Origin of the sequence: Pollutibacter soli (assembly GCA_029269725.1) — a bacterium.
Lineage (GTDB): Bacteria > Bacteroidota > Bacteroidia > Chitinophagales > Chitinophagaceae > Pollutibacter > Pollutibacter soli.
In genome coordinates this window covers 795,705-821,812 of the sequence record JARJHS010000002.1, presented here as the reverse complement: position 1 = coordinate 821,812, position 26,108 = coordinate 795,705, and the positions used below count along the sequence as shown (strand labels likewise).

General features: G+C 42.2%; 23 protein-coding genes. 7 read left to right on the top strand and 16 right to left on the bottom strand.

What is annotated here, in order from left to right; translation table 11 throughout:
• Positions 1-40: 40 nt before the first annotated feature.
• Both P2W82_RS07995 and P2W82_RS07990 read right to left on the bottom strand, forming a co-directional pair.
• Positions 41-439: a hypothetical protein gene (locus tag P2W82_RS07995; protein WP_336515337.1), complete on the bottom strand. Its 399-nt coding sequence runs from the start codon at positions 437-439 to the stop codon at positions 41-43.
• 112 nt (positions 440-551) lie between these two features.
• Entirely contained in the window at positions 552-2,213 is a 1,662-nt protein-coding gene (locus P2W82_RS07990) for a hypothetical protein (RefSeq protein WP_336515336.1), read from the bottom strand.
• A gap of 32 nt (positions 2,214-2,245) precedes the next feature.
• Here P2W82_RS07990 and P2W82_RS07985 point away from each other — a divergent pair, with 32 nt between their 5' ends.
• The 3 genes from P2W82_RS07985 (at position 2,246) to P2W82_RS07975 (ending at position 6,801) form a co-directional block, all read left to right on the top strand.
• Complete coding sequence (locus P2W82_RS07985; protein ID WP_336515335.1) at positions 2,246-3,583, top strand: dihydroorotase; 1,338 nt, start codon at positions 2,246-2,248, stop codon at positions 3,581-3,583.
• A gap of 20 nt (positions 3,584-3,603) precedes the next feature.
• Complete coding sequence (locus P2W82_RS07980) at positions 3,604-4,920, top strand: MutS-related protein (RefSeq protein WP_336515334.1); 1,317 nt, start codon at positions 3,604-3,606, stop codon at positions 4,918-4,920.
• A gap of 414 nt (positions 4,921-5,334) precedes the next feature.
• Positions 5,335-6,801, top strand: a complete 1,467-nt coding sequence (locus P2W82_RS07975; RefSeq protein WP_336515333.1) for a YifB family Mg chelatase-like AAA ATPase — start codon at positions 5,335-5,337, stop codon at positions 6,799-6,801.
• Positions 6,802-7,056: 255 nt separating this feature from the next.
• On the opposite strand, the gene P2W82_RS07970 is transcribed toward P2W82_RS07975, so the two are convergent.
• The 6 genes from P2W82_RS07970 to gldF all read right to left on the bottom strand — a co-directional run bounded on the left by P2W82_RS07970 (position 7,057) and on the right by gldF (position 14,742).
• The gene (locus tag P2W82_RS07970) at positions 7,057-7,920 is read right to left on the bottom strand and encodes a hypothetical protein (protein WP_336515332.1); all 864 of its coding nucleotides are present in this window, start codon (positions 7,918-7,920) and stop codon (positions 7,057-7,059) included.
• A 29-nt stretch (positions 7,921-7,949) separates the two neighbouring features.
• On the bottom strand, positions 7,950-8,642 hold the full coding sequence (locus P2W82_RS07965) for a lipoprotein signal peptidase (protein WP_336515331.1): 693 nt from the start codon (positions 8,640-8,642) through the stop codon (positions 7,950-7,952).
• A gap of 118 nt (positions 8,643-8,760) precedes the next feature.
• Positions 8,761-11,238 (bottom strand): bifunctional UDP-N-acetylmuramoyl-tripeptide:D-alanyl-D-alanine ligase/alanine racemase, encoded by a 2,478-nt coding sequence (locus tag P2W82_RS07960; RefSeq protein ID WP_336515330.1) that lies wholly within the window; start codon positions 11,236-11,238, stop codon positions 8,761-8,763.
• A 5-nt stretch (positions 11,239-11,243) separates the two neighbouring features.
• Positions 11,244-12,221 carry a TerC/Alx family metal homeostasis membrane protein gene (locus P2W82_RS07955; RefSeq protein ID WP_336515329.1) on the bottom strand — a complete coding sequence of 326 codons (978 nt, stop codon included), beginning with the start codon at positions 12,219-12,221 and terminating at the stop codon, positions 11,244-11,246.
• 79 nt (positions 12,222-12,300) lie between these two features.
• Complete coding sequence (gldG, locus tag P2W82_RS07950) at positions 12,301-14,019, bottom strand: gliding motility-associated ABC transporter substrate-binding protein GldG (RefSeq protein ID WP_336515328.1); 1,719 nt, start codon at positions 14,017-14,019, stop codon at positions 12,301-12,303.
• Between the two features lie 3 nt (positions 14,020-14,022).
• A complete protein-coding gene (gene gldF / locus P2W82_RS07945; protein WP_336515327.1) occupies positions 14,023-14,742 on the bottom strand; it encodes a gliding motility-associated ABC transporter permease subunit GldF in 720 nt (239 codons plus the stop codon).
• 128 nt (positions 14,743-14,870) lie between these two features.
• On the opposite strand from gldF, the gene P2W82_RS07940 reads away from it, so the two are divergent.
• Positions 14,871-17,210: a T9SS type A sorting domain-containing protein gene (locus tag P2W82_RS07940; protein ID WP_336515326.1), complete on the top strand. Its 2,340-nt coding sequence runs from the start codon at positions 14,871-14,873 to the stop codon at positions 17,208-17,210.
• Between the two features lie 480 nt (positions 17,211-17,690).
• Positions 17,691-17,921 carry a hypothetical protein gene (locus tag P2W82_RS07935; protein WP_336515325.1) on the top strand — a complete coding sequence of 77 codons (231 nt, stop codon included), beginning with the start codon at positions 17,691-17,693 and terminating at the stop codon, positions 17,919-17,921.
• Between the two features lie 135 nt (positions 17,922-18,056).
• Here P2W82_RS07935 and P2W82_RS07930 read toward each other — a convergent pair whose 3' ends face one another.
• Together P2W82_RS07930 and P2W82_RS07925 are read right to left on the bottom strand one after the other, a co-directional pair.
• Positions 18,057-18,407: a HesB/IscA family protein gene (locus P2W82_RS07930; protein WP_336515324.1), complete on the bottom strand. Its 351-nt coding sequence runs from the start codon at positions 18,405-18,407 to the stop codon at positions 18,057-18,059.
• Positions 18,408-18,483: 76 nt separating this feature from the next.
• Positions 18,484-19,731: a cysteine desulfurase family protein gene (locus P2W82_RS07925; RefSeq protein WP_336515323.1), complete on the bottom strand. Its 1,248-nt coding sequence runs from the start codon at positions 19,729-19,731 to the stop codon at positions 18,484-18,486.
• Between the two features lie 71 nt (positions 19,732-19,802).
• On the opposite strand from P2W82_RS07925, the gene mce reads away from it, so the two are divergent.
• Positions 19,803-20,204 (top strand): methylmalonyl-CoA epimerase, encoded by a 402-nt coding sequence (mce, locus tag P2W82_RS07920; RefSeq protein ID WP_336515322.1) that lies wholly within the window; start codon positions 19,803-19,805, stop codon positions 20,202-20,204.
• A gap of 255 nt (positions 20,205-20,459) precedes the next feature.
• On the opposite strand, the gene P2W82_RS07915 is transcribed toward mce, so the two are convergent.
• From P2W82_RS07915 to P2W82_RS07900, 4 genes are all read right to left on the bottom strand, one after another.
• Positions 20,460-21,485, bottom strand: coding sequence for a T9SS type A sorting domain-containing protein (locus P2W82_RS07915; protein WP_336515321.1), 1,026 nt, complete (start codon positions 21,483-21,485; stop codon positions 20,460-20,462).
• 236 nt (positions 21,486-21,721) lie between these two features.
• Positions 21,722-22,438: a ribonuclease III gene (gene rnc, locus P2W82_RS07910; RefSeq protein ID WP_336515320.1), complete on the bottom strand. Its 717-nt coding sequence runs from the start codon at positions 22,436-22,438 to the stop codon at positions 21,722-21,724.
• Positions 22,439-22,518: 80 nt separating this feature from the next.
• On the bottom strand, positions 22,519-23,772 hold the full coding sequence (fabF, locus tag P2W82_RS07905; RefSeq protein WP_336515319.1) for a beta-ketoacyl-ACP synthase II: 1,254 nt from the start codon (positions 23,770-23,772) through the stop codon (positions 22,519-22,521).
• Between the two features lie 32 nt (positions 23,773-23,804).
• Complete coding sequence (locus tag P2W82_RS07900; RefSeq protein ID WP_336515318.1) at positions 23,805-24,041, bottom strand: acyl carrier protein; 237 nt, start codon at positions 24,039-24,041, stop codon at positions 23,805-23,807.
• A 236-nt stretch (positions 24,042-24,277) separates the two neighbouring features.
• Between P2W82_RS07900 and P2W82_RS07895 the strand changes: the two genes are divergently transcribed.
• Positions 24,278-24,709, top strand: coding sequence for a GNAT family N-acetyltransferase (locus P2W82_RS07895; protein ID WP_336515317.1), 432 nt, complete (start codon positions 24,278-24,280; stop codon positions 24,707-24,709).
• A gap of 133 nt (positions 24,710-24,842) precedes the next feature.
• Here P2W82_RS07895 and P2W82_RS07890 read toward each other — a convergent pair whose 3' ends face one another.
• Both P2W82_RS07890 and P2W82_RS24800 read right to left on the bottom strand, forming a co-directional pair.
• Entirely contained in the window at positions 24,843-25,325 is a 483-nt protein-coding gene (locus P2W82_RS07890) for a YcxB family protein (protein ID WP_336515316.1), read from the bottom strand.
• Positions 25,326-25,578: 253 nt separating this feature from the next.
• Positions 25,579-25,695 (bottom strand): lipoprotein, encoded by a 117-nt coding sequence (locus P2W82_RS24800; RefSeq protein WP_419555709.1) that lies wholly within the window; start codon positions 25,693-25,695, stop codon positions 25,579-25,581.
• Positions 25,696-26,108: the final 413 nt, after the last annotated feature.

Genomic DNA, 26,108 nt, shown 5'->3' with positions numbered 1-26,108 from the left:
AGGTGGTGTTCATAATAACACGAATACAAGACGAAGAATTCTAACTCTGATTTTTCTTCAGCTTAATCAAATAGATCCGGACTGATTTTATTTGGGATCCGCCAGCACTGTTAAATTTGAATACCTGACTGTATGCAAAAAATTCATCTCTGGTTGATATGAATGAGCCACTGGAGGATGCGTCACGGCCATGAGTGATAATAGTTTCAATGGAAAGTCGCTTCAACTTCCACATCGGGGTCTTTTCAAATGCCTTCAGGATTTTTTCAGCCCCGATTATTTCCTTCTTTCCGGCAATCTGGAAAACTGTTTGCGGTGACACCGATCTTGAAATTGTTTCAGAGTCTCCAGAAGCTATCGCAGTATTAAATTCCTTGATAAATTTTCTCCTCGGGGAATTACCACAATCGGGAGCAACATCAATTATTGGTTTGCTCATCTTCATTCATCAGGTTTTGGGAAGCATCTGAACCATTAAATTCATTGAAAATAGTAATTATATTTCCGCTGAACACTCGTTCGATTCGTCCTTCGACCCTCGTCCTTCATCCTTAATAATCGTATTCTCTCCGCTGCATATTCCACCGGATGCCAAATGAAGCAATCGTATTCATATCGGTATTGCTTCCTTTTCTGAAATACAGATTGCCCTCAATAAAGAAGTTTTCCATCAGCTCGTATGCCAGCCAGAAATTCGTGTTCATCCATTTCTGTGATTTTGCTGATCCGAAATTGAAACCATAATCCATCGGACGTGTATCGGTATCGCGGAAAATATTGTTACCAAAATTCACACCTGCTGTATCCGTCCCCGACTTCCAGAAATTCATTCGTACCTGCGCATACCATTTTGGCCATGGCTGATATCGCGCAATGGCAACAAACTCCTGGATATTGGACATCAATGGATGCGCCATTGGCTGGTTATAGTGAGTATAGTTCGCGATGGTGTCGTTATGCGCATAAGTAAACGGACGAACGAGATTCATTTCCGCCTGCAGATCAAGATTGTTTATGCCGAAGGCATCTATATATTTTGCGCCCATCTGCCAGGCCCATTTATTGGCCCACCAACCATCGTTCTTTTTTATTTCGCTCAGTTTAAACTCATCAAACATCACCTGTGTATATAGTTGCAGTCTTTTGAATAAAGTGGTTTTAATATCAAAACCTACAAACGCATTATCGCCACTGCCCAGGTTCTGTTCCATTGGCCTCAGGAAAATGATCGGGTTGAGATATGCAAATTCAAAATCATTCAATCTATCCCAAACAACTCCTTCGAAAATTCCAACGGTAAGCCATTTCGGGCCGCTGTAACTGATGTGATGTATAGTTGCGTATTTTTTAGGAAATAACGAATCGGTGCTTCCTCGTTTATACTGTGCCGTTAACTGAACTGTTTTACTTACATAATTCAATTTCCAGACCCTGAGATTGAGGTTAAGGAAAAGATGGCTATTGGCATAATCACTCAGGTATAAACTGCGATACCCGCTCCCTAAGAAAACTTTGTCGTAGCCGAATTGTACATCAAGAAATTTAGCAGCATTGAAAGTGATATAACCGCGACCGTCAAAATAGTCGACCCCGGTTGTTTTAAACGGTTTGTAAAATCCTGCACCAGGTACCGCACGAAACTGGTTGATCCTCTCCTGAACGAAAACCGGTGCGCGTTCCTGGTTTTCGGTGAGATAGGTGTATAAACCAATGCGTTTGGCAATCAACATTCTCGCCACAATACCGCGGGAATTGACAAAACCCACTTCATCGCTCCTGCTGTCGCCAATCACCGACAAATTCAATACAGGATTTACCGAAAGAAAGAAGTCAGGATTATCAACTTCCACCAGGTTGGCAGGAGTTTTATAAAATGTGTTCCAGAGATCTTTTTTGCTTTTGTAAATTTCTTTATCCCCAGTCACCCATTCAAGATTGTTGAGCTTTGAGCGGAAAATATTATACTTGTCTACCTTGCTCAGGCGTATATCTGTGGAATCAATATTGATATTTTCAAGAGCCCTTACCCACCATCTACGGTTAAACGGCTTTAAGAAATTAAAATTGAGTATACTGTCGCCGCCGGATTTTATCTCCAGCCTTTCCATCAGTATATTTTCTTTTGAGCCCTGCTGAAGATATACGGATTGAGAAGATGCATATAAAGGAAGGATAAAAACAAGGTGTCTTACAATCGATTTGATAATTTGCATCTGGTTAATGGATTTTACTAATGAGTCAAGTTATGCAAAAATATATTATTAAGAATATCCGCATCGTAAACGAGGGAAGTATTACTGAAGGTGATGTATTGATTAAAGATGGAAGAATTGAAAAAGTGGCAGGCATGATGTCTGATAGCAATGCCATTGAGATCAATGGCGAAGGGAAATACCTGCTGCCAGGGGTAATCGACGATCAGGTTCATTTCCGCGAACCGGGCCTCACACATAAAGCAAATATTTATACGGAAGCCAAAGCTGGTGTGGCTGGTGGTGTTACCAGTTTTATGGAAATGCCGAACACCAATCCACCGGCGCTTACGCAAGACCTGCTTGAAGAAAAGTACACCATTGCTTCGAATACCTCGCTGGCAAACTTCTCTTTCTTCATGGGAACCTCCAACGAGAATACCGACGAAGCTTTACGAACAAATGAAAAAAAGGATATCGTATGCGGGATTAAAATTTTCATGGGTTCATCCACCGGGAATATGCTTGTCGACAATTATCTTTCTCTCGGGAAATTGTTTCGTGAAAGTGAAGTATTGATTGCCACGCATTGTGAAGACGAAAAAATCATTAAAACCAATTACCAGTCTTTAAAAGAAAGGAAAGAGAATCTTGAACCATCGGACCATCCGGTAATCCGAAACGCGGATGCCTGTTTTGAAAGTTCATTTTCGGCTATTCAACTGGCGAAACAGAACAATACCCGCCTTCACATTCTCCATATAAGCACGGCAAAGGAATTGCAGCTGTTTACCAATATGCTGCCGCTGGAAGAAAAAAGAATCACATCGGAAGTCTGTGTACATCATTTGCATTTCACAGCAGATGATTATGCGAAACTGGGCTACCTGATCAAATGCAATCCCGCAATAAAAGCGCCTGAAAATAAAGAGGCACTTTGGGAAGCACTGCTCGATGACAGATTGGATATTATCGCTACAGATCATGCTCCTCATACCATGGCTGAAAAACAACCACCATACGAGAAAGCACATTCCGGGCTGCCATTGATACAGCACTCACTTCCGTTAATGCTGTACTATCATAAACAGGGTAAAATCAGCCTTGAAAAAATTGTTGAGAAAATGAGTCACGCAGTCGCGAAATGTTTCCAGATAAAAGAACGTGGCTTTATCCGGGAAGGATATTTTGCCGACCTGGTAATCGCTGATCTTGATAAGACTACATCGGTTACAAAGGAAAACATCCTCTACAAATGTGGATGGAGTCCATTGGAAGGATTTCAGTTTCCGGCGAGCATAGAATATACTTTCGTTAACGGCTACCCGGTGTATGGAAAAAATGGTTTCGATGAATCTTATCGTGGTATGCGCTTAAATTTTAACCGGTAATCCTGTAAAGCTGAAGAACAATGCAGATTGATGCTACTTCCTATACCGACCTGTCTATTTTTCATCCGGAAGAAGAATTTTCGGTTTTTCACAAACTCAATTTCACCCGCACTTCAGGAGGAAAGGATTGGCTGATCCGCTATTTTAAAGATCCTTTTCACCAGTTGTACCAGATAAAATCCACGCAGGATATACTGAGGCTGATGGGGGAGAAAATCAACAGCTGGCCCGAGCAAATCACCAACGGAACATTGCTGGTCATTGAAAGATTTCTGGATTACAATCTTGATCCTCTTCCCCGCTCTGCTGACCAGATGAACAGTTATCTCTATCGTCTGCTCCATTCACCGGATTTCTCGCTTGCACGTTTCTCATTGACTCATTTTGCAGACTTTATCAAAGGACTTCAGAAAATTGTAGAATTGTTCCGCGAAGTAAACGTGCCTGCTAAACTGGAAACGCTGCTTTCAAAAATCAGAATACTGCTGAAGCATCAGCAGATAACGGAACTGGTTAACCGGGCTGACAATAAGAATTTTTCGATACGTGAAACTGTTTACTATGGACAGTTTTTCCATGCTACTTTTCGCCAGCATGCGATGGATCTGATACAGATTTTCAGTCAGCTCGATGCATGGTATTCTATGGCTTATGCTGTGCGCCATTATGATCTGCATTTCCCCGAAGTCACAGAGCAGGAAGATCCTTTCTTTGAAGCGAAAGGTTTATACCATTTACTTCTGGATAATCCTGTTTCATACGATATCGACATGAATCCGAGTTCAAATTTTATTTTTCTCACAGGGGCGAATATGGCCGGTAAAAGCACATTCATCAAATCGGTGGGGCTTGCAGTTTTTCTAGCTCACACAGGAATGGGTGTACCTGCGAAATCAATGAAGATGACTTTGTTCGATGGGATCCTGAGTAATATCAATGTGGTAGACAATATAGCCAAAGGTGAAAGTTATTTTTTCAATGAAGTACAACGAATAAAAAACACGGTGCTGCGCATTAATGATGGAAAGCGCTGGCTCGTACTCATTGATGAATTATTCAAGGGAACCAATATCCAGGACGCCATGAAATGTTCGTCTACGGTTATCCGTGGTTTGATCAAGATCAATCATGCATTGTTTATACTCTCTACTCACCTGTACGAAATCGGCGAAGAGTTAAAAGAATATCCCAATATCAGTTTCCGGTTTTTTGAAACAAAGACGGTGGATGATCAGCTGGTGTTCAGTTATCAGTTGAAGGAAGGAATCAGTAATGATCGCATCGGGTATTTGATTTTGAAGAGGGAGAAGGTGGTGGAGCTGCTGGAAAGATTATAGGCAGGAGAATGGAGGCAGGAGATTTAGTGTGAAGGGTTTAGCAGAGTTCTATTTTGTAAGGGCCGATAGTTTCTAAAAAAGTTTTTTATACTGGTTTGTATTGCAGAGACAACGCATGCGTTATCTCTGCAATACAAACGGTTCACATTTTAAAAGAAGGATCATTACTTGAAAAAGGCAACTATACAACCCCTAAAGAAACAGTAATTAGTAAATAATCAACTTCACTGTGTAATATCTGTTGCCTGCTGCCTCTGCATAAACACTGGATTATTTTACGCCGGCTGTTCTGTCCTGCCTCCTCACTACTGCCTCCCGCCTCCCCGAAAAACCTCACATTAACAATGTTTTATTCTCCTCCGATTCTGGTCAATCACACATGGAATCGCATCCCCGGCGATTTACCTTCAAACCATGCTAGTAAAAACATTTGGCAGCGCAGTATTTGGAGTGGAGGCTATGACAATTACGGTTGAAGTCAACTGGAACAAACAGGGAGCTCATTATTATATTGTCGGACTGCCGGATGTTGCTGTAAAAGAAAGTTTGCAAAGAGTAGAGAGTGCAATAAAAACCAATAGCTATGAAATGCCCCGTACGAAGATTACGGTTAACCTGGCGCCGGCGGATGTGAAGAAAAGCGGAACCGCGTTTGATTTGCCAATCGCGATCGGTGTGCTGGGTGCATCTGAACAGATCAAGTGCTGGGAAAAACTGCAGGATTATCTCATGATGGGTGAACTGAGTCTTAATGGCGACGTTCGACCCATCAGAGGAGCCCTGCCGATTGCCATCCAGGCACGCAAAGACAAATTCCAGGGACTGATTGTACCACAGGCCAATGCGAAAGAAGCAGCAATGGTCAACAACCTGAAAGTATTTGGCGTCGGACATATCAGAGAGGTTATTGATTTTTTTGAAAATGATGATCATTTACTTCGACCGTTATCCATAAACACGCGCGAATTATTTTTTAATGAGCAGTTGTTGTTTGAAAATGATTTCAGTGAAGTAAAAGGTCAGGAAAATATTAAAAGGGCGCTGGAGATCGCCGCGGCAGGCGGGCACAATGTTATACTCATTGGCCCGCCTGGTGCGGGGAAAACAATGCTTGCCAGGAGATTGCCGACGATTCTTCCGCCAATCACTTTACAGGAAGCGTTGGAAACTACCCGTATCCATAGTGTTGCAGGAAAACTCCCGGAAAACAGTTCGTTGATTTCGCGAAGACCGTTTCGTTCGCCGCATCATACTATCAGTGATGTTGCTTTGGTTGGCAGAGGAGTTCTTGAAGTATTGAGGCAACCGATGGAAGAAAGAAAAGTCACCATCAGCCGCGCAAAAATTGCTGTTGATTTTCCGGCTTCTTTCATGCTGGTTGCATCAATGAATCCGTGCCCCTGTGGATTTTATAACCATCCTGAAAAAGAATGTACATGTCCCCCGGGTGCTGTACAAAAATACCTGAACAAAGTATCCGGTCCGTTGCTTGACAGAATCGACCTGCATGTGGAAGTGACACCTGTTAATTTCAATGAACTCACTACAACCGGTATCCAGGAAAAATCAGAGTCGATTCGCAGCAGGGTCATTAAAGCAAGAGATGAACAACTGTTACGCTTTTCAAAACATGATGGCATTTTTGCAAATGCACAAATGACCAGTAAATTGCTGACGGATATTTGTGTACTGAATACTGCATGTCATAGTTTATTGAAGTCATCGATGGAGAAGCTGAATCTTTCTGCCCGCGCTTATGATCGTATTTTAAAAGTGGCAAGAACAATTGCTGATCTGTCAGGCCATGCTGCAATACAACCCGAAGATCTTGCTGAAGCGATTCAGTTCAGAAGTCTTGATCGCGATTCGTGGGGGAAGTGAAAGTTGTCAATTGTGGCTACCTTACTTGTTTTAGGTTGAAAGTTAAATGTTTAAAATTCAGCTGCCTCAACACTAATCAATTCCTGCTGGTAGGTTTTGGAGAATTGTGCATATCCAAAATTTTATCAGAAAACGTTCTTCCAGTGGCTTTCCTTGCCGGCTTCCCGTCTACCGCTTGCCGATAGTATGATCAAAGAGATCTTCTAAAAGCTACCCTTATTAAAAAGTGATCCCCGGGAAAAATAACCCGTAAGATTATGGACAATAATACTTGAACGCAGATCGTCCTGTAAAAAATGGAGAACCACCCAACAAATCTCCGCCTACTGTCCATTCGATGAGATAACCATCGCTGGAATATTTATAATCACTGTAAGTAGAAGTAAGCGTACTATCTACATTTCCGTTTTCATCGTAGGTCGTAGCAACAACTTTCTTCACCAGGTTTCGGGAAGGTTTTCCAATGTTCAGGCCCATGATATATAACGAAGATTCAATTCCATCAGGATAAACGGGAATAAAATTTTTTGCAACAGCATTACCATCATACTCTAGGGACGCTTCGAATACTTTCTGATCAGATCCTGTAAGGTTTGAAACAGCTTTTACAGCAACCAGGTTTCCTCCCGACCAAGTATATGTGAAGACTGCAAGCGGAAAGGGAATACCCACCAGAAAAGCAGTTTTGCTTATAAGGTAGCCTTCACCGTTATAGGCATATGCAAAATAAGCGCTATCAATTGCCGAACCGGAATTATCAACTGTATGAAAAGCTTTTACCCGTTTCTGGGCATCTGTCAGGAATAGTTCTACCGGACTCACCCTGATTGTATCTCCTGTATAAATGAATGATGCTTCAAAATCCATCGTGGATGTTGTACTATCGAAACCTTCCACTTTCGTGGCGACACCTGCAGAATTGAATTGCGTATAAATGGAATAAAGACCCGCAGAGTTAGCGGGATTGATCGCGAGTATCTGCTGGAGTTTGCAATTATTCCCGATGGTACCGGTACCTCCAGGTGGAGGTATGATCGGAGTACCATCTTCGACACTAAGTTCCTTCTGGCATGCAGATAAAATAAAAATCAACCCTAACGGCAGGAGTAATTTTTTCATCTGTAAATTTTTGAAAGGTCTGAATTTTCTCAGGAAACCTGTACCTCATCATTTACTGTAGAGCTGGTTTCAACAGTCGGATGAACAGCTTGTTCCTTCGTATTGAAAAATCTTCTCTGAAAAATCAAAATCATCAGTACGCCCAGAGAAATCGATGCGTCCGCAATGTTAAACACGGGTCGGAAGAATTCAAATTGTTCACCACCCCAAACCGGAAACCAATTGGGGAACTTTGCATCTGTAATAATCGGGAAGTAGAGCATGTCAACCACTTTTCCATGCAGAAATCCAGCATATCCGCCGGTAAAATCTTTATTCATGAAAGAGTGTGCAATATTCTGAACATAAGGATCACTGTTCTCGAAAATAAGTCCGTAGAATAAACTGTCAATGAGGTTACCGATCGCACCTGCATAAATCAACGTCGCGCAGATGATAAATCCGTAGTGGTATTTTTTTCTGATGATGTATTTGAGATAGAATGTTCCGAATATCACTGCAACGAGCCTGAATAAGGTGAGCACCATCTTACCCCATTCACCGCCAAGTTTCCATCCGTAGGCCATGCCTTCATTTTCAATAAAGTGCATTTTAAACCACGGAATACCTGTGATAACATTATGTTCCTGGCCAAGGTAGTAATTGGTTTTTATAAAAACCTTTAAGGCCTGGTCAATTAAAAGAATCAGAAAAGTAAGCAGGAATACATGCTTTAATTTCACTCCTTCGGAATTTGAACAGCAAATATAAGGACTTTACCGGGGTTAATCGCTTTGTGAACCAGCACCAACGGGCCCCGGTTAACAGGGTTTTAACGATAAAAACGGTACTTATTTTATTCTATTCTTCAAAATAAACCCTTCTCACCCGGGGAGAAATTCCAGTTAACAGTTCGTAAGGGATGGTGCCCGCCCATTGGGCCAACCTTGATACCGACAGTTTCTCTCCGAAAATAATCACATCCATGCCCTCGGAAACGTCAACAGCATCTGTAATATCGATCATCGTCATGTCCATGCATACACTCCCGATCGTCGGAAATAGTTTTCCGCGGATCAATACTTTACCAGCACCATTGCCCAGCGCACGAGGATAGCCGTCAGCATACCCTATCCTTATGGTGGCGATCTTTGAATCCCGCAGCACTTTGCCTCTTCGGTTATAGCCCACTGTTTCTCCGGCGGGTACATCACGAATCTGCGCAATGGTCGTTTTCAGGGTGGACACTTCCTTTAATTCATGCTGAAATGGACGCGAGGGATCAACGCCATAAAGCCCGATCCCAAGTCGTACCATATCCATCTGCAATCCAGGAAAACGCCTGATCGTCGCCGTATTGGCAATATGTTTCAGAAATGAATATTGCAGTTTTGACTGCAGCCGGTCACATGCCTCGTTGAATAGCCCGGACTGGTGTAAAGTAAATTCGTCTTCTGCCGGATCTTCTCCAGCGACCAGATGACTAAACACCGATTGTACACGGAATGATCTTGTGTGTAAAATAAAATTCGCCAGCTGATCAATATCACCAGGAGAAAAACCAAGGCGATGCATCCCCGTATCCAGTTTGATATGCACAGGATAATCCTGGATTGCTTGTGCACGCAGCCAGAAATCAAAACTCCGCATCATCTCAAATGAAAACAATTCCGGCTGCAGATCATATCTCGTAAGTGTTTCATATGCCGCCTGGTCGGTGTTCATGACCATGATCGGCAGATTGATACCCGCCTTTCTCAATTCAGCACCTTCGTCAGTATACGCTACTGCGAGATAATCCACGTGGTGAAACTGCAAAAGATTAGCGATCTCATAGCTTCCGGTGCCATAGGAAAAAGCTTTCACCATGACCATGAGTTTTATATCCGGTTGCAGGATCTGCTGAAAACGTTTAAGGTTATGCGTTATTGAATTAAGATTGATTTCCAAAACCGTTTGATGGACCTGCTGCTCGAGTATATTACTGATGCGTTCAAATTCAAAACTTCTCGCTCCTTTCAAAAGAATCGTTTCATCCCTGAAATCAGAAGGATGAAACTGGTCGAGAAAGGAAAGTGTATCCAGAAAAAAACTGCAACGGATACCAGCATACTCAAAATGCTTTGCAAAGCTGCTTATGTCGGGACCAATGCCTACGAGTCGTGTAACTTCTTTTTGACGGAGAACTGCCGCAATATCCGGATAAAGACTTTCAGCATCCTTACCCGTCTGCGCGAAATCAGAAAGAATCACTGTCTTTGCTGTATCCTGTTGCTGGCGAACAAGAAAATCCAGGGCGATCTGAAGGGAATTCCAATCGGCGCTATAGCTATCATTGATCAATGAACATCCGTTGATGCCTTTTTTCAATTCAAGACGCATTGCGACAGGTTGAAGTGTGAGCATGCGTTCGGCAATCAATTCATTTTTATAACCAGCATAGAGCATATAACTCCAGCAATGGATCGCATTCTCTACCGATGCTTCGTCAGTAAAAGGAATGCTGATTTTTATTTCCTGCTCATTGAATCTTCCGGAAATGATCGCAGCTTTCGATTGATGATCGATTGAAAGAATCTGCAGATTCACTCCTTCCGAATGTCCCCATGAAAAATAAGTGATCGGCAGATCAACAGTGTTTAATGCTGAATACACCAGCAGATGATCACGACAATAGATCAATACTTCTGCATGCCTGAACAGCGTGAGTTTCTGCAACAGTTTTTCTTCTTTACTCCGGAATCCTTCATCATGCGCTTCGCCGATATTCGTAAAAATTCCGATGGTAGGTCGAATAATTTTCTCGAGTTTTTCCATCTCACCATGCTGGGAAATACCAGCTTCAAAAATGCCCAGCTGATCGGATTCATCCATAGGCCACACGCTCAACGGAACACCTACCTGGGAGTTGTAACTTTTAGGACTGCGTATAATTTTCAGGTCAGGTTCAAGCAAATGATTGAGCCATTCCTTAACAATGGTTTTTCCATTGCTGCCTGTTATTCCGATCACAGGAATATCAAATAATTTCCGGTGCCAGGTAACAAGCTCCTGCAACGCTTTCAGGGTGTCCCTGACAGTAACAAAAACGGCATCGCAAAATTCATCCTCCTTAAAATCATCGCTTATAATAAAGACCCTGACGCCACGAGCATAGAGATCTGGAATAAAATCGTGACCGTTTCGCCTTTCCGTTTTTATCGCGAAAAATGCAGAAGTTGCGGGGAACACCAGTTTTCTGCTATCGATCAGCAAATGTTCAACATCGTAGTCGTTTTCCGATCCGGAAACCTTTCCATGAACAACAACTGCAATTTTATGGATGGAATAGTTGGGCATGATTATTACACATCGCCGGTTTTACTTCTTATTGCTTTTTTCCGGTTGTGATTAACCGAATACAAAATTGAACCGGCGAGGCATAACACGATAACTCCGAGTGAAACAAAAATGGAAATTTTGATACCGAAATATTCAATCAGCATTTTCACACCTATAAACACCAAAACAATGGCAATACCTTGCTGCAGGAAATCAAATTTATCTACAGCGCCACGCAGCAGGAAGAACAATGATCTTAATCCCAACACGGCAAAAACATTTGAAGAGTAAATAACAAGGATATCATCCTGCGTAAAAGGAACATTTGCATCTTCGCGAACCAGCGAAACTACTGTGGGAATCGAGTCAAGCGCAAAAGCGACATCTACAGCACCCAGCATCAGCACAACAACAGAAAGATTGGTGAAATAAATCTTGCCGTGATGTTCAACGATATACCGGCCATTGGGTTCCGTCTCCGACAGACGAAGAAATTTTTTCATGAACCTGTAGATCTTTGTCTGACCGGGGTCAAATTCAGCTTCATCTTTCTGAAAGAATAATTTATACCCTGTCCAGATCAGGAATGCGCCAAATACATACAGTATCCAGTGAATTCTTTCTATCAGTTCAATACCGATCGCTATAAACAATATCCTGAAAGCGATGGCCAGGAGAATTCCAATCAGCAATGCCCGGGCAGAATCACTTTCTTTCACCTTAAAATATGTGAAGATCAGTATGAAAACAAAGATATTATCTATACTCAGCGACCACTCCATCAGGTAAGCGGTAAAATATTTTGTCGCTACCATTGGCGACTTTTCAAACCATAAAAACCCGCAGAAAGCAAGGGATAAAGTCACCCAGAAAATGGTTTGAAACAATGCCTTTTTGATGCTGATGGAAGTGTTCTTTTTACTCAGCAGACCAAGATCAAAAATGAGAGCAGCGATAATAACGACGATAAAAGTGAGGTAGCTTATCTGGTCTGGAGTCATATCTTCAATGGCTTATCTGGCCTGAGTTTTACGGCCGTTTCACTCAAACCCGGCAAAGATACGATAGGAAAGGATAATACTACTTCAGCACCTGCGCAAAGGCTGTACGACGTATATACTGGTAAATCCCGACAGCCATAATGATCAGAATGACCGGCACAAGGATATTTAATATCTGCCAGTAGTTTTTAGACTCTTCCACTTTTGTTTTATCCAGCAAACGGAGTGTATAATCTTTCGCCCTGGTTTCAAGTATTCCTGAATTATCCACAAGGGCCTCAATGGAGTTCAACAAAAACTCGCGGTTAGCATATTGTTGCTTGGTATAACTGTTCATTCCCATTTGCAAAGGACCTTCATTCTGCGTGACAGCATTCAGCAACAGATCACCATCAGCAGCCACGATCATCTTTCCCGGTTTATCGGCCATAGGTTTGAATGGCGTACCATAAAGCCTCGCTAAGGTATCTGCCATCGCAGAAGAAATGCGGTTGGCGAATATGGATTGGAACCTTCCTTCTAACAAAACAACTACCGGAAGATTTCCTTTATTGAAAGTATTGAGGTCATCCTGTGTGCGAATGCTTGCCCATTCCACTTTCGCAGGTGAAGGCAGTATGCGCGATTCTGGTGATGTACTGAGTAAAATTGTTTTTGTAATCCCTGGCGCCTTAACTGTATCGATCGATTGCGGAAACTGGGACAGTACATAGTCCAGGTTTTTTGCAATAGCATTACCAGACACATTTCTTAGTAACGGAAAATAAGGCCATGGAAGAACTTCGATCTGTGGTTTATCGCCCATCGAACCAATTACAGAAGGGATTTTATCGCTTTGCAGATCCTGCACAAGATCCTGGTTGATTCTTACTCCGTATTTGAAGAGTTGATCTTCCAGATTCAAACCCATATCAAACGCAATGAACTCTCCCTGGCTACGTTGTAAACTGTCCAGGCTTGCATATAGATTATCCACTGCCCAGATGACATTCCCCCCGTTCATAATGTACTGATCAATTTTCAGTTTTTGCTGTTCACTGAAGCGATGCACTGGTTTTACGATCAATATGGCATTAAATAAATTCGGTATTACAGGTACACTGTCGATTGGCAGAATCCTGAATCCATAATTTGGTCTGAGTGCATTCTCAATAAGATCATACACCCGATAGTCAACCGGCTCTCCATTACCTGTGAGGTAGGCAATCATCGGAATCGTATCAGCAGTGATCTTATGAATAGCATCAGCAAACTTGTATTCCAGAAGAGATTCCGCATTATTTAATGAATTGATTCCGTCAAGGCTACTCTGGCCCTGGAGAAAATCAATTCCAATTTCCCTGTCCGCATATTTCACAATGGCTCCCGGGAAAACAAGCGTCTCTTCCATTCCTTCTCCCTGTTTCGTTTGTGCCTTTACGTTTGTCGGGTTGATGCCCATCCGGCGCAGCGAATCATAAAGAGCAGCTTTTGCAGTATCTGCCAACCCTTCACCGGGACGAATAAATCGGTATCGGACAAGATTCGGAGAAATTGCCTTAAATGACTGAAGCATATCATCTGCACTTCCGGCAAGTTTGCGAAAACCTGCGGGCATGTCACCGTCAAGAAAAACAGTGATGTCAACAACGTCATCGAGATTTTTGATCAGGTTATTTGTCGGTTTCGAAATGGTATATCTTTTCTCCCCGGTAAGATCAACACGGAAATGAAAGAATGACAAAAGAATATTGACAACAACAAGTATCACTACCAGTATCAGCCATCCCCATTTTTTATTTAGCAATTGTTTCAACATGACTCAGCGTTTCAATAGGTTTTTGGATGTCAGGTAAAGGAATAACACAATCATGCTGAAAAAATATACGATGTCCCGGCTGTCAATTACACCGCGGCTGATGCTGCGGTAATGTGAATCGATACCTAACAGTTCGATGAAATAACCAGGGCCGGATTGAAATGCTGGTATATTACTTATGGCTGAAAATGCTGAGTAAATCACAAAACAGGAAAACGCGCTCAGCAAAAAAGCAACCACCGGGTTGGAAGTAATGCTGCTGCAAAAAACACCAATCGCTGTAAACACTGCCGCAAGAAAGAAAAGACCGATATATGATCCCATAATTCCACCGGTGTCGATGCCGCCTGTTGAAAGTTTATTGATGGTGATCACATAAAGAAATGTCGGCAGGATAGCAATCACAACAACGATCAGTGCGGCAATATACTTTCCAAAGATCACCTGGAACCGACTCAGCGGAAGGGTCTGAAGTATTTCAAAAGTTCCGCTTTTAAACTCATCGGCGAAACTCCGCATGGTGATAGCAGGTATCAGCAAAAGCAGCACCCAGGGAGCGAGTTCAAAAAATTTATCCATGGTCGCGTACCCATAGTCGAACAGGTTTGTTTCCGGAAAAACAAAAAGAAAAAGGCCATTCAGCAACAGAAAAAGCAGAATCGCCATATAACCCGTCAGATTACTAAAAAACTGTCTTAACTCTTTTTTACATAATGCCCACATAACGAACAGATTCTGCAAGATTACAAGAAGTCGGGAAAATAACGTCAAAAAATGGTGTTAAGTACTTCTTTACCCCTTCTTCGTGATACTAAATTGCCGGAGTGTGAATCATAAAAAATGAATCTGGTATGAGAGGGATAATTTTTACTTTATTGTTACTGATCACTATTGATCTGGCCGCGCAAAAAAAATGGGATGGTGAAGGAAATGACGGTCAATGGAGCACAGGATCTAACTGGTCGCCTGATGGTGTTCCGGCAACTTCTGATGATGTTGTGCTGGATCACAGTTTTATTCAATCCGATTACCTGGTTGTACTTCCTGCAGGAAATATAACCGTATCCGTAAACACCTTGCATATTGTGGCAGGGGGTGGAAACCCGGTACGACTTGAGTTACCGACAGCCAATACTATTGCTCCCGGACTTGTAATCACGGGCGATGGAAATGCTCTGGACATCGGCGCAGGTGGTGTGTTGATCAATTCTTCCGGCGCATCGTCGGGTGACGCTATCCGTGTAGACCACGGGTTCAGGATTCAGAATGAGGGTCGGTATATTCATCACACATCAAGAGGAAATGCATCATTGATCAATCAATTGGTAAGTAATGAAGGAACTGAGTCAGGTATTTTTGAATTTGATGTACCGGGCGCTGCAGGATATACGGTTTCTTTAACGGGAAATACTTTTGGAAGCCTGGTATTTAGTGCAGGAAACGGATCAAAATCATATAATGGCAATGGGGTTTCCACCTTGCATATCCGAGGAAATTTCATCGTCAATAATGGAGCTACCATTACCTCATCACTGACCGCTGATATTATTGTCGACAAAAACCTGGAAGTTAATGGGACGCTTCAATTACATCCGACTTCATCGGGATCGAATAACCGAAGTTTGGTTTTGACAGGAAATCCGACGGTAGTTTCAGGTGCAGGAAATATTTTCATGAATAACAACTTCCGGAAATTCACTCTTGCGCCAAATACACATTGTATACTTCGCCGTTCCCTCTCACTGGGTAACGCAAATAACACTTTTCAAATGCAGAATGGCGCTGTGATGACGATGCAATCCAACTTTATGGGAGGAAATGGGAGTTTCGAAATGACCGATGCAGCGAGGCTTGAACTGGATGCGCCGACAGGAATTCAACAATCGGGTAATGAAGCCAATATCCGGACCGCTAACGTGATTATTTCGCCAGGAGCGGAAATATATTTTACTGGTTCTGCATCGCAGAATACAGGAACAAATTTTCCATCTACTATTCAAAATCTGAAAGTCGATAATACAGGAGGAAATCTCCGACTTTCAAAATCATTAACAGTAACGGGGACTCTTATTTTGAATTCCGGGATCGTTTACAGTACATCATCTGCAAAAATGATTTTACAAAATGCGTCAATAGCCAGTCCTCAAAATCAGTATGGAAAACAAAACCAGGGTTGGGAGCAGAGTTATGTTGATGGGCCCGTACAATGGATCAGTGATGGTACCGGTGAATTCACTGCTCCGGTTGGCAAAAGCTACATGTTTGCTCCTGTAAGCTTTACCAAAACACAAAATGGTTTCAGCGCAAAGACAGTTGAATATTTCCCTTCCACATGCCCGACTCTTTTACCGGTTAATACTCTCGGGCTTCATCATATCAGCGCGCAGGAATACTGGATGATAGAAGATCATGGTTCAGCTTCAAAATCTATGTTTCTTTCTTTAAGCTGGAGAGCAAACAGCAAAGTGGCAGAAAATGCTGATGACCGGAAAGCATTAAGGGTGGCTTATTTTGGCGACACTGGATCCGGCAATCAATGGAATTCTGCGGGTACAGATGCAGATATCAACGGAAATGATCAGTTCGGAATGATTACCGCAAATAATTCTGCTGATAATTTCAGCTACCTGACAATTGGCACAGCGACAGCGTTGAATAGTTTACCGCTTCAACGAATTGTTCTGTCGCCAAAAGTGGAAAAATCCGGAATCGAGTTATCATGGGAAGTGGATCAGCCTCGTGAGGTAAAAGAGTTTATCGTAGAACGCAGCGAGACGGGGAACCGGTTTAAAAAAATTCATCATATCCAACTTCTGGCGGATACAAGTTCTAAGACTTTCAGTTTTACTGATCGTACACCGGTTTCAGGCGATAATTTTTACCGAATAGGAATAAAGTCAGCCGATGATCATTTGACGTATTCGGCCGTTACCAATGTGAAATTTATGGTCCCGACACAAATAAAATTGTTTCCAAATCCTGCCCGGGAAGAAATTTTTATATTTTTTCCCACATTAAGCAGCAAAACAATTTGCAATATTGTCCGGGGTAATGGATCGGTTGTTCGCAAAGGGATAGTGATAACGTCGCAGACAGAAAGAATACAGTTATCTGATCTTAGTCCGGGCCAGTACTATTTAACCGTTTCCCATAATAATCAGTTGATTGTTCAGTCCTTCATAAAGTATTAAACCTTGTAACCAAAACCAACTGCAATCAACGCTCCTTCCGGTTCTACCGGAAGGTTTTTTTTTATTAAGAGGTGAGAAAAAGAACTAGGTGATGGTTATTCGTTCATAGTTCATAGTTTGGGCACGCCCCTGTTCATGTGACAATTCCCACTGAAACCTTTAGTTAGGGCCTGCTGATCAAGTGAGGGCTGGCGGCGTTTTTCGCTCATCGTAGTTTGTTGAAGTGGTGTGATGTGTAGAACTGTGGAAAAAGGCGCTAAAAGTTTAAATCTGATGTGCAGGCTAACCAGATGCAAGGGTTTTTACGCTTTGACTATCACATCCATAAAGACATTAGCATCAAAATTCCTTTATAATTCAATACTCACCATGAATTGCGCAACAAACAACAGGCCGTAATGTGAAATATGCTTTACTTGATTTGTTTCTAAATTATTTTATGGAATTGTACAATGTTAGTATCTCAAAGAAAAACGCTTTATGAAAAGAGCAGTTATATTATCGTGCCTGGTTGTACTTGCAATAATTACTGTAAGCCAGGTTGTACCTAAACCACCAAATCCACCTGAAAAAATTCACATAACACCTCCGCCGCCGCCTCAAGCTCCAATACCTCCACCACCTCCTCCGGCTCCGGTTGAAAATGATCATGTACCTCCTCCGCCCCCACCGCCGCCGCCACCACCGATTGAGTCAGATGTAGTAATCTGACACACAGATTTAAAAAAGATCAAACCGATTCCTGGAAGTAGAAAAACTTCTTGAGGACATCCATATTGAGATAAATAAAAAACTCCTGATCCAACAAGCGATCAGGAGTTTTTAAAAAAGATATATTGAAAAAGACTAAACAGAAAAGCTTTCGCCGCATGCGCAAGTACGCGATGCATTGGGATTTACAAAATGAAAACCCTTACCGTTTAAGCCATCGGAATAATCAAGTGTTGTATTGAAGAGATAGAGCATACTCTTCATGTCCGTTACAATTTTTACCCCTTTATCAGAAAATACCTGGTCGGTTGGTTTTGTTGTATTGTCAAAATCCATTTTATAACTGAGCCCGGAGCAGCCACCACTCACTACACTCACACGGACAAAATAGTCCTGTCCTTTTCCTTCTTCATTCAACAACACATCCACTTTCTCTTTGGCTTTGTCGCTGATAAAGATGCCCATTCCACTGTCTGTAAAATTCATAGCTCAAATATTTAAACCCTTCGACTGATTAAGGTAAAGGCAAATTTACGAAATACCGGATTCTATCGCAAGCTGCTTACTTCAACGAAAGCTTAGCGGGAACTGAAGGATGATGCCATTCCACCTCATTTACAGCCTGTTCACAAAGTGATTTGAATGACGGATACTGTTCAGTTCGCACTTTTTCGACTGCAGATTTAACAATTTCTATGGCCGAAAGGATGTCTTTGCGGGTGGTAAATCTTCCCAGGCTGAACCTTATGGAAGCTGCCGCAGATTGAAGACCCAGCCCCATGGCCAATAGTACGTGAGACGGTTCTGGATTCGCGGATGAACAGGCAGAGCCTGATGAAACCGCGAGCTTTTTGTTTATTTCGTTCATCAGTAATTTGCCATCAGTAAATCTGAAACACAGGTTCGTAACCGTAGGTAATCGACTGACTTTATCTCCATTGATATAAACTTCAGGAAGTTTAAGTAATGCCGATTCCAATTGATCCCTCAGCTCTGATATATTCTTCCTCTCGGTTGACAGATTGCCCTTATAAACATTTACTGCTTTACCAAATCCGGCGATACCGGGAACATTTAACGTTCCGCTCCTAAGGCCTTTTTCCTGTCCTCCACCGTCAATCTGTGGTAATAGTCTTACTCTTGGATTTTTTCTGCGGATATATAATGCACCAACACCCTTCGGTCCATAAATTTTATGTGCAGAAAAAGAAAGCAACCCCGCACCCGAATTTTTGGCATCGATTTCAATCTTACCCAAGGCCTGTGTCGCATCACTAAAAAAAACAACATTATGCCTGTTGGCGATGTCCGCAAATTTTTCAATCGGATGTATTACACCGGTTTCATTATTTGCCCACATCAATGCGATGAGAATAGTATCATTTCTTATTGCAGCTTGCAACTGTTGTTCAGTTATGGCCCCCCTGTCATCAGTCTGCAGACAGGTGATTTCAAAACCTTTTTCTTCGAGCCTTTTGCAGCAATCCAGTACTGCTGTATGTTCTGTTTTTGCGGTGATGATGTGTTTACCTTTTGCAATATACAATTCAGCAACACCTTTTATGGCGAGGTTGATACTTTCTGTTGATCCTGAAGTAAACACAATTTCTTCCGGATCAGCATGGATAAACCCTGCGATTTCTTCTCTTGCCTTGTTTACTTCACCTGCGGCACGTAATCCGTATACATGTTGCCTGCTCGAAGCATTACCAAATTCAATTCCCAGCAATGGCACTACCACCTCAATCACTGCAGGATCGCAGGGCGTTGTCGCATGATAATCGAGATATATCGGATCTGAATTGTTCATTGGAATTTCATCAGTAAAAATACATTAAAGCTGAATAGCCGTAATTTCGGCGGAATTTGAAACGGTAAGCTATGGTAAAGATCGAACATATCGGAATTGCGGTTAAGAGTCTTGATACATCAATACCACTCTATGAAAAATTACTGGATACGAATTGTTATAAAAAAGAAGAAGTCGCGGGAGAAAATGTTCGAACTGCGTTTTTTAAAACCGGCGAAAGTAAAATCGAGTTGCTGGAAAACACTGCTTCTGGTGGCGTGATTGAAAAATTTATTGAGAAAAAAGGGGAAGGCATTCATCATATCGCTTTCGAAGTAAAAGATATCCATGAAGAAATTTCGCGACTGAAAAAAGAAGGTTTTGTTTTTCTCAACGAAACTCCGAAACGAGGTGCAGATAATAAATTGATTTGTTTTCTTCATCCGAAATCTTCGGGAAGTGTGTTGGTGGAGATTTGCCAGGAGATACTGTGAGTAGTAAGAGGTAAGTAGTCAGTAGGAGTTGTTAGTTGTTAGTTGTTAGTTGTCAGTTGTCAGTTGTTCGACAAGTTTGAAGATCTGGTTTTCTACTTTCAGTTTTCATTTCTGTGTCTTTCCCAGTATTCTGTTTTCAGTTTTCTGTTTCTGTTTTCTGTTTCCTCCTGTATTCTGTATTCTCTTCCCTGTTTCTAAAAATAATGCCCGCCCTTGACTGCACGCGCAGGGGGCGGGACTTGAAATTTCCGGTGATTAATTTTTTACAAGGCGCATGAGTTGTTGCTCACCACCAGGTGTGGTCATCTGAAGTAAATACATTCCAGATGAAAGACCTGAAAGATCAACCGGAATCAGCTGAATACCTTTTGGAACAGAAAGTTTTCTTACAGCCTGACCATTCATACTGAATATGCACAGACTTGAACCTTTTTCGGAGGTTTTTGAAAGCAACACTTTTGCTTCATTATGCGCAGGATTAGGATAAACTGTAAAGCTATTTTCGGTCTTCTCTATTTTGATCAGGCGAACGGCAGAGAAAACTATTTTGCCATCAGGATATCTGTGTTTTACACGGTAATAAACCATTCCTGATCCCGGCTGATTGTCGATGAAACTATAGATGTTCTGTGGACTGCTGATATTACCAACAGACTTCATTGTTCCGATCGTTGACCAGGTGTTCACATCATAACTTTTCTGGATCTCGAATGTGAGCGTGCCTGTTTCGTGGCTCGTTACCCAAACCATCTGGATATAATTTTCAGGAGTTCTTACAAGATTGAAATCCTGCCATACTGCGGGAAGTTTACCGAGGATGAAACCCTGCCCCGCTGCATCAATATCTCCGCTGGTTGTTGTTGCATAAGCCATGCCTTTCACAACTCCACTTGACCAGCCTGTATTAAAAACTTTACTTCCGCGATACTTTACCACATTACCGAGACTGATAAATGAAAGTGAACTCTGATCGGTTGAAACAATCACTCCCCCGGTTAAAATATTGATGACCGAACCTGCATCTAGTTCCAGTTTCTTTTGCGGACCAACTTCAAGCGTACCCATCACGCGAAGGGTAACATTATTCAATGAGATGTTCTGATCTAAAATTATATTATGTCCTGCAAGAACTACAATAACATCTCCCTCATTCGGAAGTCTTTGCTGATCCCAACTCATAGGGTCTGCCCAATTGCCGCTGGCTGCAGAATTCAGTGTGCTTTGAGCATGTACAGACAGGGCAGTAAATACCAGTAAAACAAAAAAGTAGAAAGTTTTCATACTCCGGGACGTTGTGTTTAGAGGGAGGGTGATTCCGGATAGAAGAGTACGAATTCAACTGTTGCAAAAATCAGCAACAGGAGTTGGATGCTTTAACAGGAAATGAATTTAAGTGGAGGATATTTGCCTGAAAACCGGCAGAAGGATCATGTAAATTTTGTCAGAAAAGTTGGAAAATGCAAGCAGGATGGCGGAGAATTTTAAAGATCCTCCGATTTAAAAACATAAGTGACTGGCTAACTGGAAATTCCGAGTTTTTCGACAGCTATCTGTGCTGCAATCTGACTTGCGTCTTTTTTATTGTACGCTTTCCCTTCGGCTATAAGTTCCCCATCCACCACTGCGCCTATGCGGAACAATCGACGGCCGTTTTCCATTTTCTCGTCAAGAGTTTCAAATTCCAGAGCCTTGCCATTTTTGTTCGCCCAGCCGTAGAGTTTGTTTTTATGATTGATCTCGAGCATTTCGAGATCCTCAATAAACAAATGCGGATTGACAATTCTTTCGTACACCCAATGTTTAGTACGATCATACCCTTTATCAAGATAGATTGCTCCTACAAGAGCCTCTAAAGTATTTCCAAATATCTGGCTGATCTTTAATGAACTGTCGCTCTTGTTGAAAAGTGTCACCTTTTTCAAACCCATTTTAACGGCGATCTCGTTGAGGGTCTGGCGGTTCACCATTTTTGAACGCATCTCAGTAAGAAATCCCTCGCCCTTATAGGGATATCTTTTGAAAAGATAATCAGCAACGATTCCGCTCAGTATTGCATCACCGAGATATTCCAGTCGCTCATTATTTTCATCGGCGCTTTCTTTCACCGAACGGTGACTAAGTGCGGTAGTATATAAATTCAGATGCCCGGGAGCGAAACCCAGTATATTACAAAGCTGTTTGTAATAGGCCCTGTCAGTTTTTTTTGTCCTGAGATATTGAATCCAAAAATGCACAGATTTGCATTTATAAGTTTGACTTAGAGAAACGGACGATATTGGTGCAGAGAATAGTATCAGTCACCGTTAACGCTAATTCAGTCAACAAATTTTTTTACGATCACCGAGGCGTTATGCCCCCCAAAACCAAATGTATTACTTAAAGCGGCCCGAACCGTTTTTTGTTGTGGTTTCCAGAAAGTAAAATTCAATTTGGGATCAAGTTCAGGATCCTGGTTGAAATGATTGATGGTTGGCGGAATCAAGTCGTTTACAACTGCATATACACATGCGATAGCTTCAATAACTCCCGCCGCACCGAGCAGGTGACCTGTCATCGATTTGGTAGAACTGATATTGATTTTATAGGCATGCTCACCGAACACACTCATAATCGCTTTTGTTTCAGCAATATCACCCAGCGGTGTTGAAGTACCGTGAACATTAATATAGTCAATGTCTTCCGGTTTCATTCCGGCATCTTCCAGAGTCGCACGCATAACGCTGAGTGCACCTAAACCTTCCGGGTGTGGTGCAGTGATGTGATGTGCATCTGCAGTAGCTCCGCCACCACCGATTTCACAATAGATTCTGGCGCCTCTTTTTTTGGCATGCTCCAGTTCTTCCAGGATCAAAGCACCACCACCTTCTCCCATTACAAATCCATCACGGTCTTTGTCGAATGGTCTGGAAGCTGTCTGAGGTTCGTCATTCCGTTCACTAAGTGCTTTCATTGCGTTGAAACCTGCAACGCCGGCATCACAGATAACCGCTTCGCTTCCACCAGCCACAATAACATCAGCCTTACCTAACCTGATGTTATTAAATGCTTCAATAATGGCATGTGTTGAAGAAGCGCATGCACTGACCACTGCGAAATTTGGCCCACGGAAACCATACCGCATGGAGATTTGCCCTGCCGCAATATCCAGGATCATTTTTGGAATAAAGAAGGGATTAAACCTGGGAGTACCATCCCCTCTTGCATAATTCATAACTTCTTCCTGGAAAGTGATCAGTCCGCCAATTCCGCTGGAAAAAATGACACCCGTACGATCAGGGTTAACCGAGCCATTGTCTATCGAAGCATCCTTTACAGCTTCATCTGCAGCAACGAGGGCCAGTTGCGTAAACCGGTCCATTTTGCGTGCTTCTTTACGATCAAATACTGCTACCGGATCAAAGTTCTTAACCTCGCAGGCAAAACGGGTTTTGAATTTCGACGCATCAAATAGGGTAATAAAACCAGCGCCAGATACACCTCCGGTTAAACCACTCCAATATTCCGGTGCGGTATTACCCACAGGTGTAATGGCGCCAATTCCTGTAACAACAACTCGTTTTAAATTCATATTAAACCAGGTATGCCCGGAAGCACTTAAGCTTATTTCGCGTGCTCCTCGAGGTATGCAACAGCCTGACCGACCGTAGTGATGGTCTCAGCCTGTTCATCAGGGATAGAAATGTTGAATTCTTTCTCAAATTCCATGATCAGTTCTACTGTATCCAGTGAGTCTGCTCCGAGGTCATTGGTAAAAGAAGCTTCAGGAGTAACCTCCGCTTCGTCCACTCCTAACTTATCAACAATAATCTTTTTTACCCTAGTTGAAATGTCTGACATGTTTGTAAAATTTGGTTATTACTGGGTGCAAAAATAGAGTTTTTGACATAAAAACAATTTTTGCCTTTCAGAGAGTTCTAAACATCAGTATAAAGATGATACCAGCCCGCGGATGTGCAGGCCTGGCAAGGGTTTCAGCGTATTAAAAAAATCGTTCAACCTATTGCCTGCCAACGGTTAAACGCAATTTTTTTTTATTTTTAATATAGGTGCCAAATTTCAATTATCTTGTTATTATGGCTTTAAAAATCATCGATCACGGCTCTCCGGAATACAAAAAAATGGTGGATCTGCGCTTCGAAATTCTGCGCAAACCGCTCGGCCTTTCTTTTACTCATGATGAACTTGACCGTGAAAAAGAAGACATCCTGATCGGAGCGTTTGATGATGATAAATTACTTGCCTGTTGCCTTATTACAAAGGTCGACCAGGCCACCTGCAAACTCCGCCAGATGGCTGTTCAGAACAGTCAGCAGGGTAAGGGTATTGGTTTTACCATGATGAATTTTGCTGAAAACATCGCACGAGACCGCGGCTTTAAAAATATGTCCATGCATGCCCGTAAAACCGCCATCGGTTTTTATGAGAAGCTCGGCTATCGCATCAACGGTAACGAATTCCTGGAAGTGACTATACCACATTATGTGATGGAAAAGAAACTGATCTGAAGACGTTTTTACGTTCAACGTTAAACGTCAAACGTTAAACGCCGGAACCCGCGAATTTACCAGATCATCGGTTTGCCATCGTCCTTAACCATCAGCATTGCCCAGGAAGAGCTTACGTTCTACGTTCTACGTTTTACGTTTTACGTTTAATTCCTGCTTTCATGATCTGCCTTGCGCGATGGACTTGATCGGAATCAGCGAAGGCGTCTTTGGGTAGAAGAAAGAAACTCCGCGGATCAAAATAGAGATGGAAGAAACCCGGGGTTTCGAAAAAATTACTGAACTCGCGCCAGGCGAAGGTTTTACGTCCCCGATCAGTATCAATAAACATATGGTTCTCTTCAATCGTGACTGTAAAAGAATCCTTGAAAGTTTTGCTGCGTCGATAAATCAAAGCTGGTAACCATACCCAGAATGCAAGCATCATCGCCAGCCAAAGCACTGAACTCATCAGGAACGGCAATGGCGTAATCATCTTAAATGCATATAGACCTACCGTCAGCAGGGCGAACACATTTACCAATACGACCATTGTTTTGATTTCAGGCTTGCTGATGAAATGGTATCTCAATGCCTGAATAACTGCGGGTTTTTTGTAGCTGACCTTCAATTCCATTAAAAATATTTCTCCGGTGCGTGGAAAAATGAAGATAGCAATTCCCTATGAATCAGATCGATGAAAACGAATAGGTAAAATAAAAAACCGGAGCACTGTGCTGATTTTATCCTGAGTATAAAGTGTCGCGCTGTGCTCCGGCGATGGATGGTTTCAGAAGGATATTAAGATCAGATTACTTGGATATTATGTTTGTCCACAACATAATGTCATTCAAATCCGGGGAAATGAATACTGCTGATGAGAACAGGAATTATCGGATGTTTTGGCAACGTTTGTAATTCTTATTTGCAGCCTCATATGGAGTAACTGAACGGCTACATGATGTCAGAAATACAACGATCGCGATGAAAGCCAGGATTTTTTTCATAAAGGTTTGTTTTCGCGTAGATTTCTGTCATCTAAAAATTTTAGGTTTCGGGATTAAAAAACGAGCCAGGACTGAAACGAACAAATCGGTTTTTAATTTGGTCAGCACTAAGATTTCTCTTCCTAAAAGAAATCAAAATGTTTTTCTCCAGGCGCACACGTAGCTAAGAAAAAATGATGCCAATTCTCTACAATTAAGGGAACAATTTTCTAACAGTATCAGGATCAGTGGATGTGATTATTCGAGAAAGTACGGAATAGTAATTTAGGTGGCAGTACGAGGTAAGAGAACTAGGTCCGGGATAAGAGGAACAAGCATTTCCTAGTCTTTTTCCCGATTATCATTCAACACCAAATTTCATTACCAGGACTTTTTCCGGAATAAAGCCGGGTACGATCTGCTGAACATTAGCC

Excerpts from the sequence above, each read along its gene's own strand:
- P2W82_RS07930 (WP_336515324.1), bottom strand. The coding sequence starts at position 18,407 with ATGAATTTTACAGACAGTGGAATGGGCATCTTTATCAGCGACAAAGCC.
- P2W82_RS07990 (WP_336515336.1), bottom strand. The coding sequence starts at position 2,213 with ATGCAAATTATCAAATCGATTGTAAGACACCTTGTTTTTATCCTTCCT.
- P2W82_RS07980 (WP_336515334.1), top strand. The coding sequence starts at position 3,604 with ATGCAGATTGATGCTACTTCCTATACCGACCTGTCTATTTTTCATCCG.
- P2W82_RS07900 (WP_336515318.1), bottom strand. The coding sequence starts at position 24,041 with ATGTCAGACATTTCAACTAGGGTAAAAAAGATTATTGTTGATAAGTTA.
- mce (WP_336515322.1), top strand. The coding sequence starts at position 19,803 with ATGGTAAAGATCGAACATATCGGAATTGCGGTTAAGAGTCTTGATACA.
- P2W82_RS07915 (WP_336515321.1), bottom strand. The coding sequence starts at position 21,485 with ATGAAAACTTTCTACTTTTTTGTTTTACTGGTATTTACTGCCCTGTCT.
- P2W82_RS07890 (WP_336515316.1), bottom strand. The coding sequence starts at position 25,325 with ATGGAATTGAAGGTCAGCTACAAAAAACCCGCAGTTATTCAGGCATTG.
- gldF (WP_336515327.1), bottom strand. The coding sequence starts at position 14,742 with ATGTGGGCATTATGTAAAAAAGAGTTAAGACAGTTTTTTAGTAATCTG.
- P2W82_RS07970 (WP_336515332.1), bottom strand. The coding sequence starts at position 7,920 with ATGAAAAAATTACTCCTGCCGTTAGGGTTGATTTTTATTTTATCTGCA.
- P2W82_RS07960 (WP_336515330.1), bottom strand. The coding sequence starts at position 11,238 with ATGCCCAACTATTCCATCCATAAAATTGCAGTTGTTGTTCATGGAAAG.
- P2W82_RS07925 (WP_336515323.1), bottom strand. The coding sequence starts at position 19,731 with ATGAACAATTCAGATCCGATATATCTCGATTATCATGCGACAACGCCC.
- P2W82_RS07955 (WP_336515329.1), bottom strand. The coding sequence starts at position 12,221 with ATGACTCCAGACCAGATAAGCTACCTCACTTTTATCGTCGTTATTATC.
- P2W82_RS24800 (WP_419555709.1), bottom strand. The coding sequence starts at position 25,695 with ATGAAAAAAATCCTGGCTTTCATCGCGATCGTTGTATTTCTGACATCA.
- P2W82_RS07985 (WP_336515335.1), top strand. The coding sequence starts at position 2,246 with ATGCAAAAATATATTATTAAGAATATCCGCATCGTAAACGAGGGAAGT.
- fabF (WP_336515319.1), bottom strand. The coding sequence starts at position 23,772 with ATGAATTTAAAACGAGTTGTTGTTACAGGAATTGGCGCCATTACACCT.
- P2W82_RS07995 (WP_336515337.1), bottom strand. The coding sequence starts at position 439 with ATGAGCAAACCAATAATTGATGTTGCTCCCGATTGTGGTAATTCCCCG.
- P2W82_RS07975 (WP_336515333.1), top strand. The coding sequence starts at position 5,335 with ATGCTAGTAAAAACATTTGGCAGCGCAGTATTTGGAGTGGAGGCTATG.
- P2W82_RS07940 (WP_336515326.1), top strand. The coding sequence starts at position 14,871 with ATGAGAGGGATAATTTTTACTTTATTGTTACTGATCACTATTGATCTG.
- P2W82_RS07935 (WP_336515325.1), top strand. The coding sequence starts at position 17,691 with ATGAAAAGAGCAGTTATATTATCGTGCCTGGTTGTACTTGCAATAATT.
- P2W82_RS07895 (WP_336515317.1), top strand. The coding sequence starts at position 24,278 with ATGGCTTTAAAAATCATCGATCACGGCTCTCCGGAATACAAAAAAATG.
- gldG (WP_336515328.1), bottom strand. The coding sequence starts at position 14,019 with ATGTTGAAACAATTGCTAAATAAAAAATGGGGATGGCTGATACTGGTA.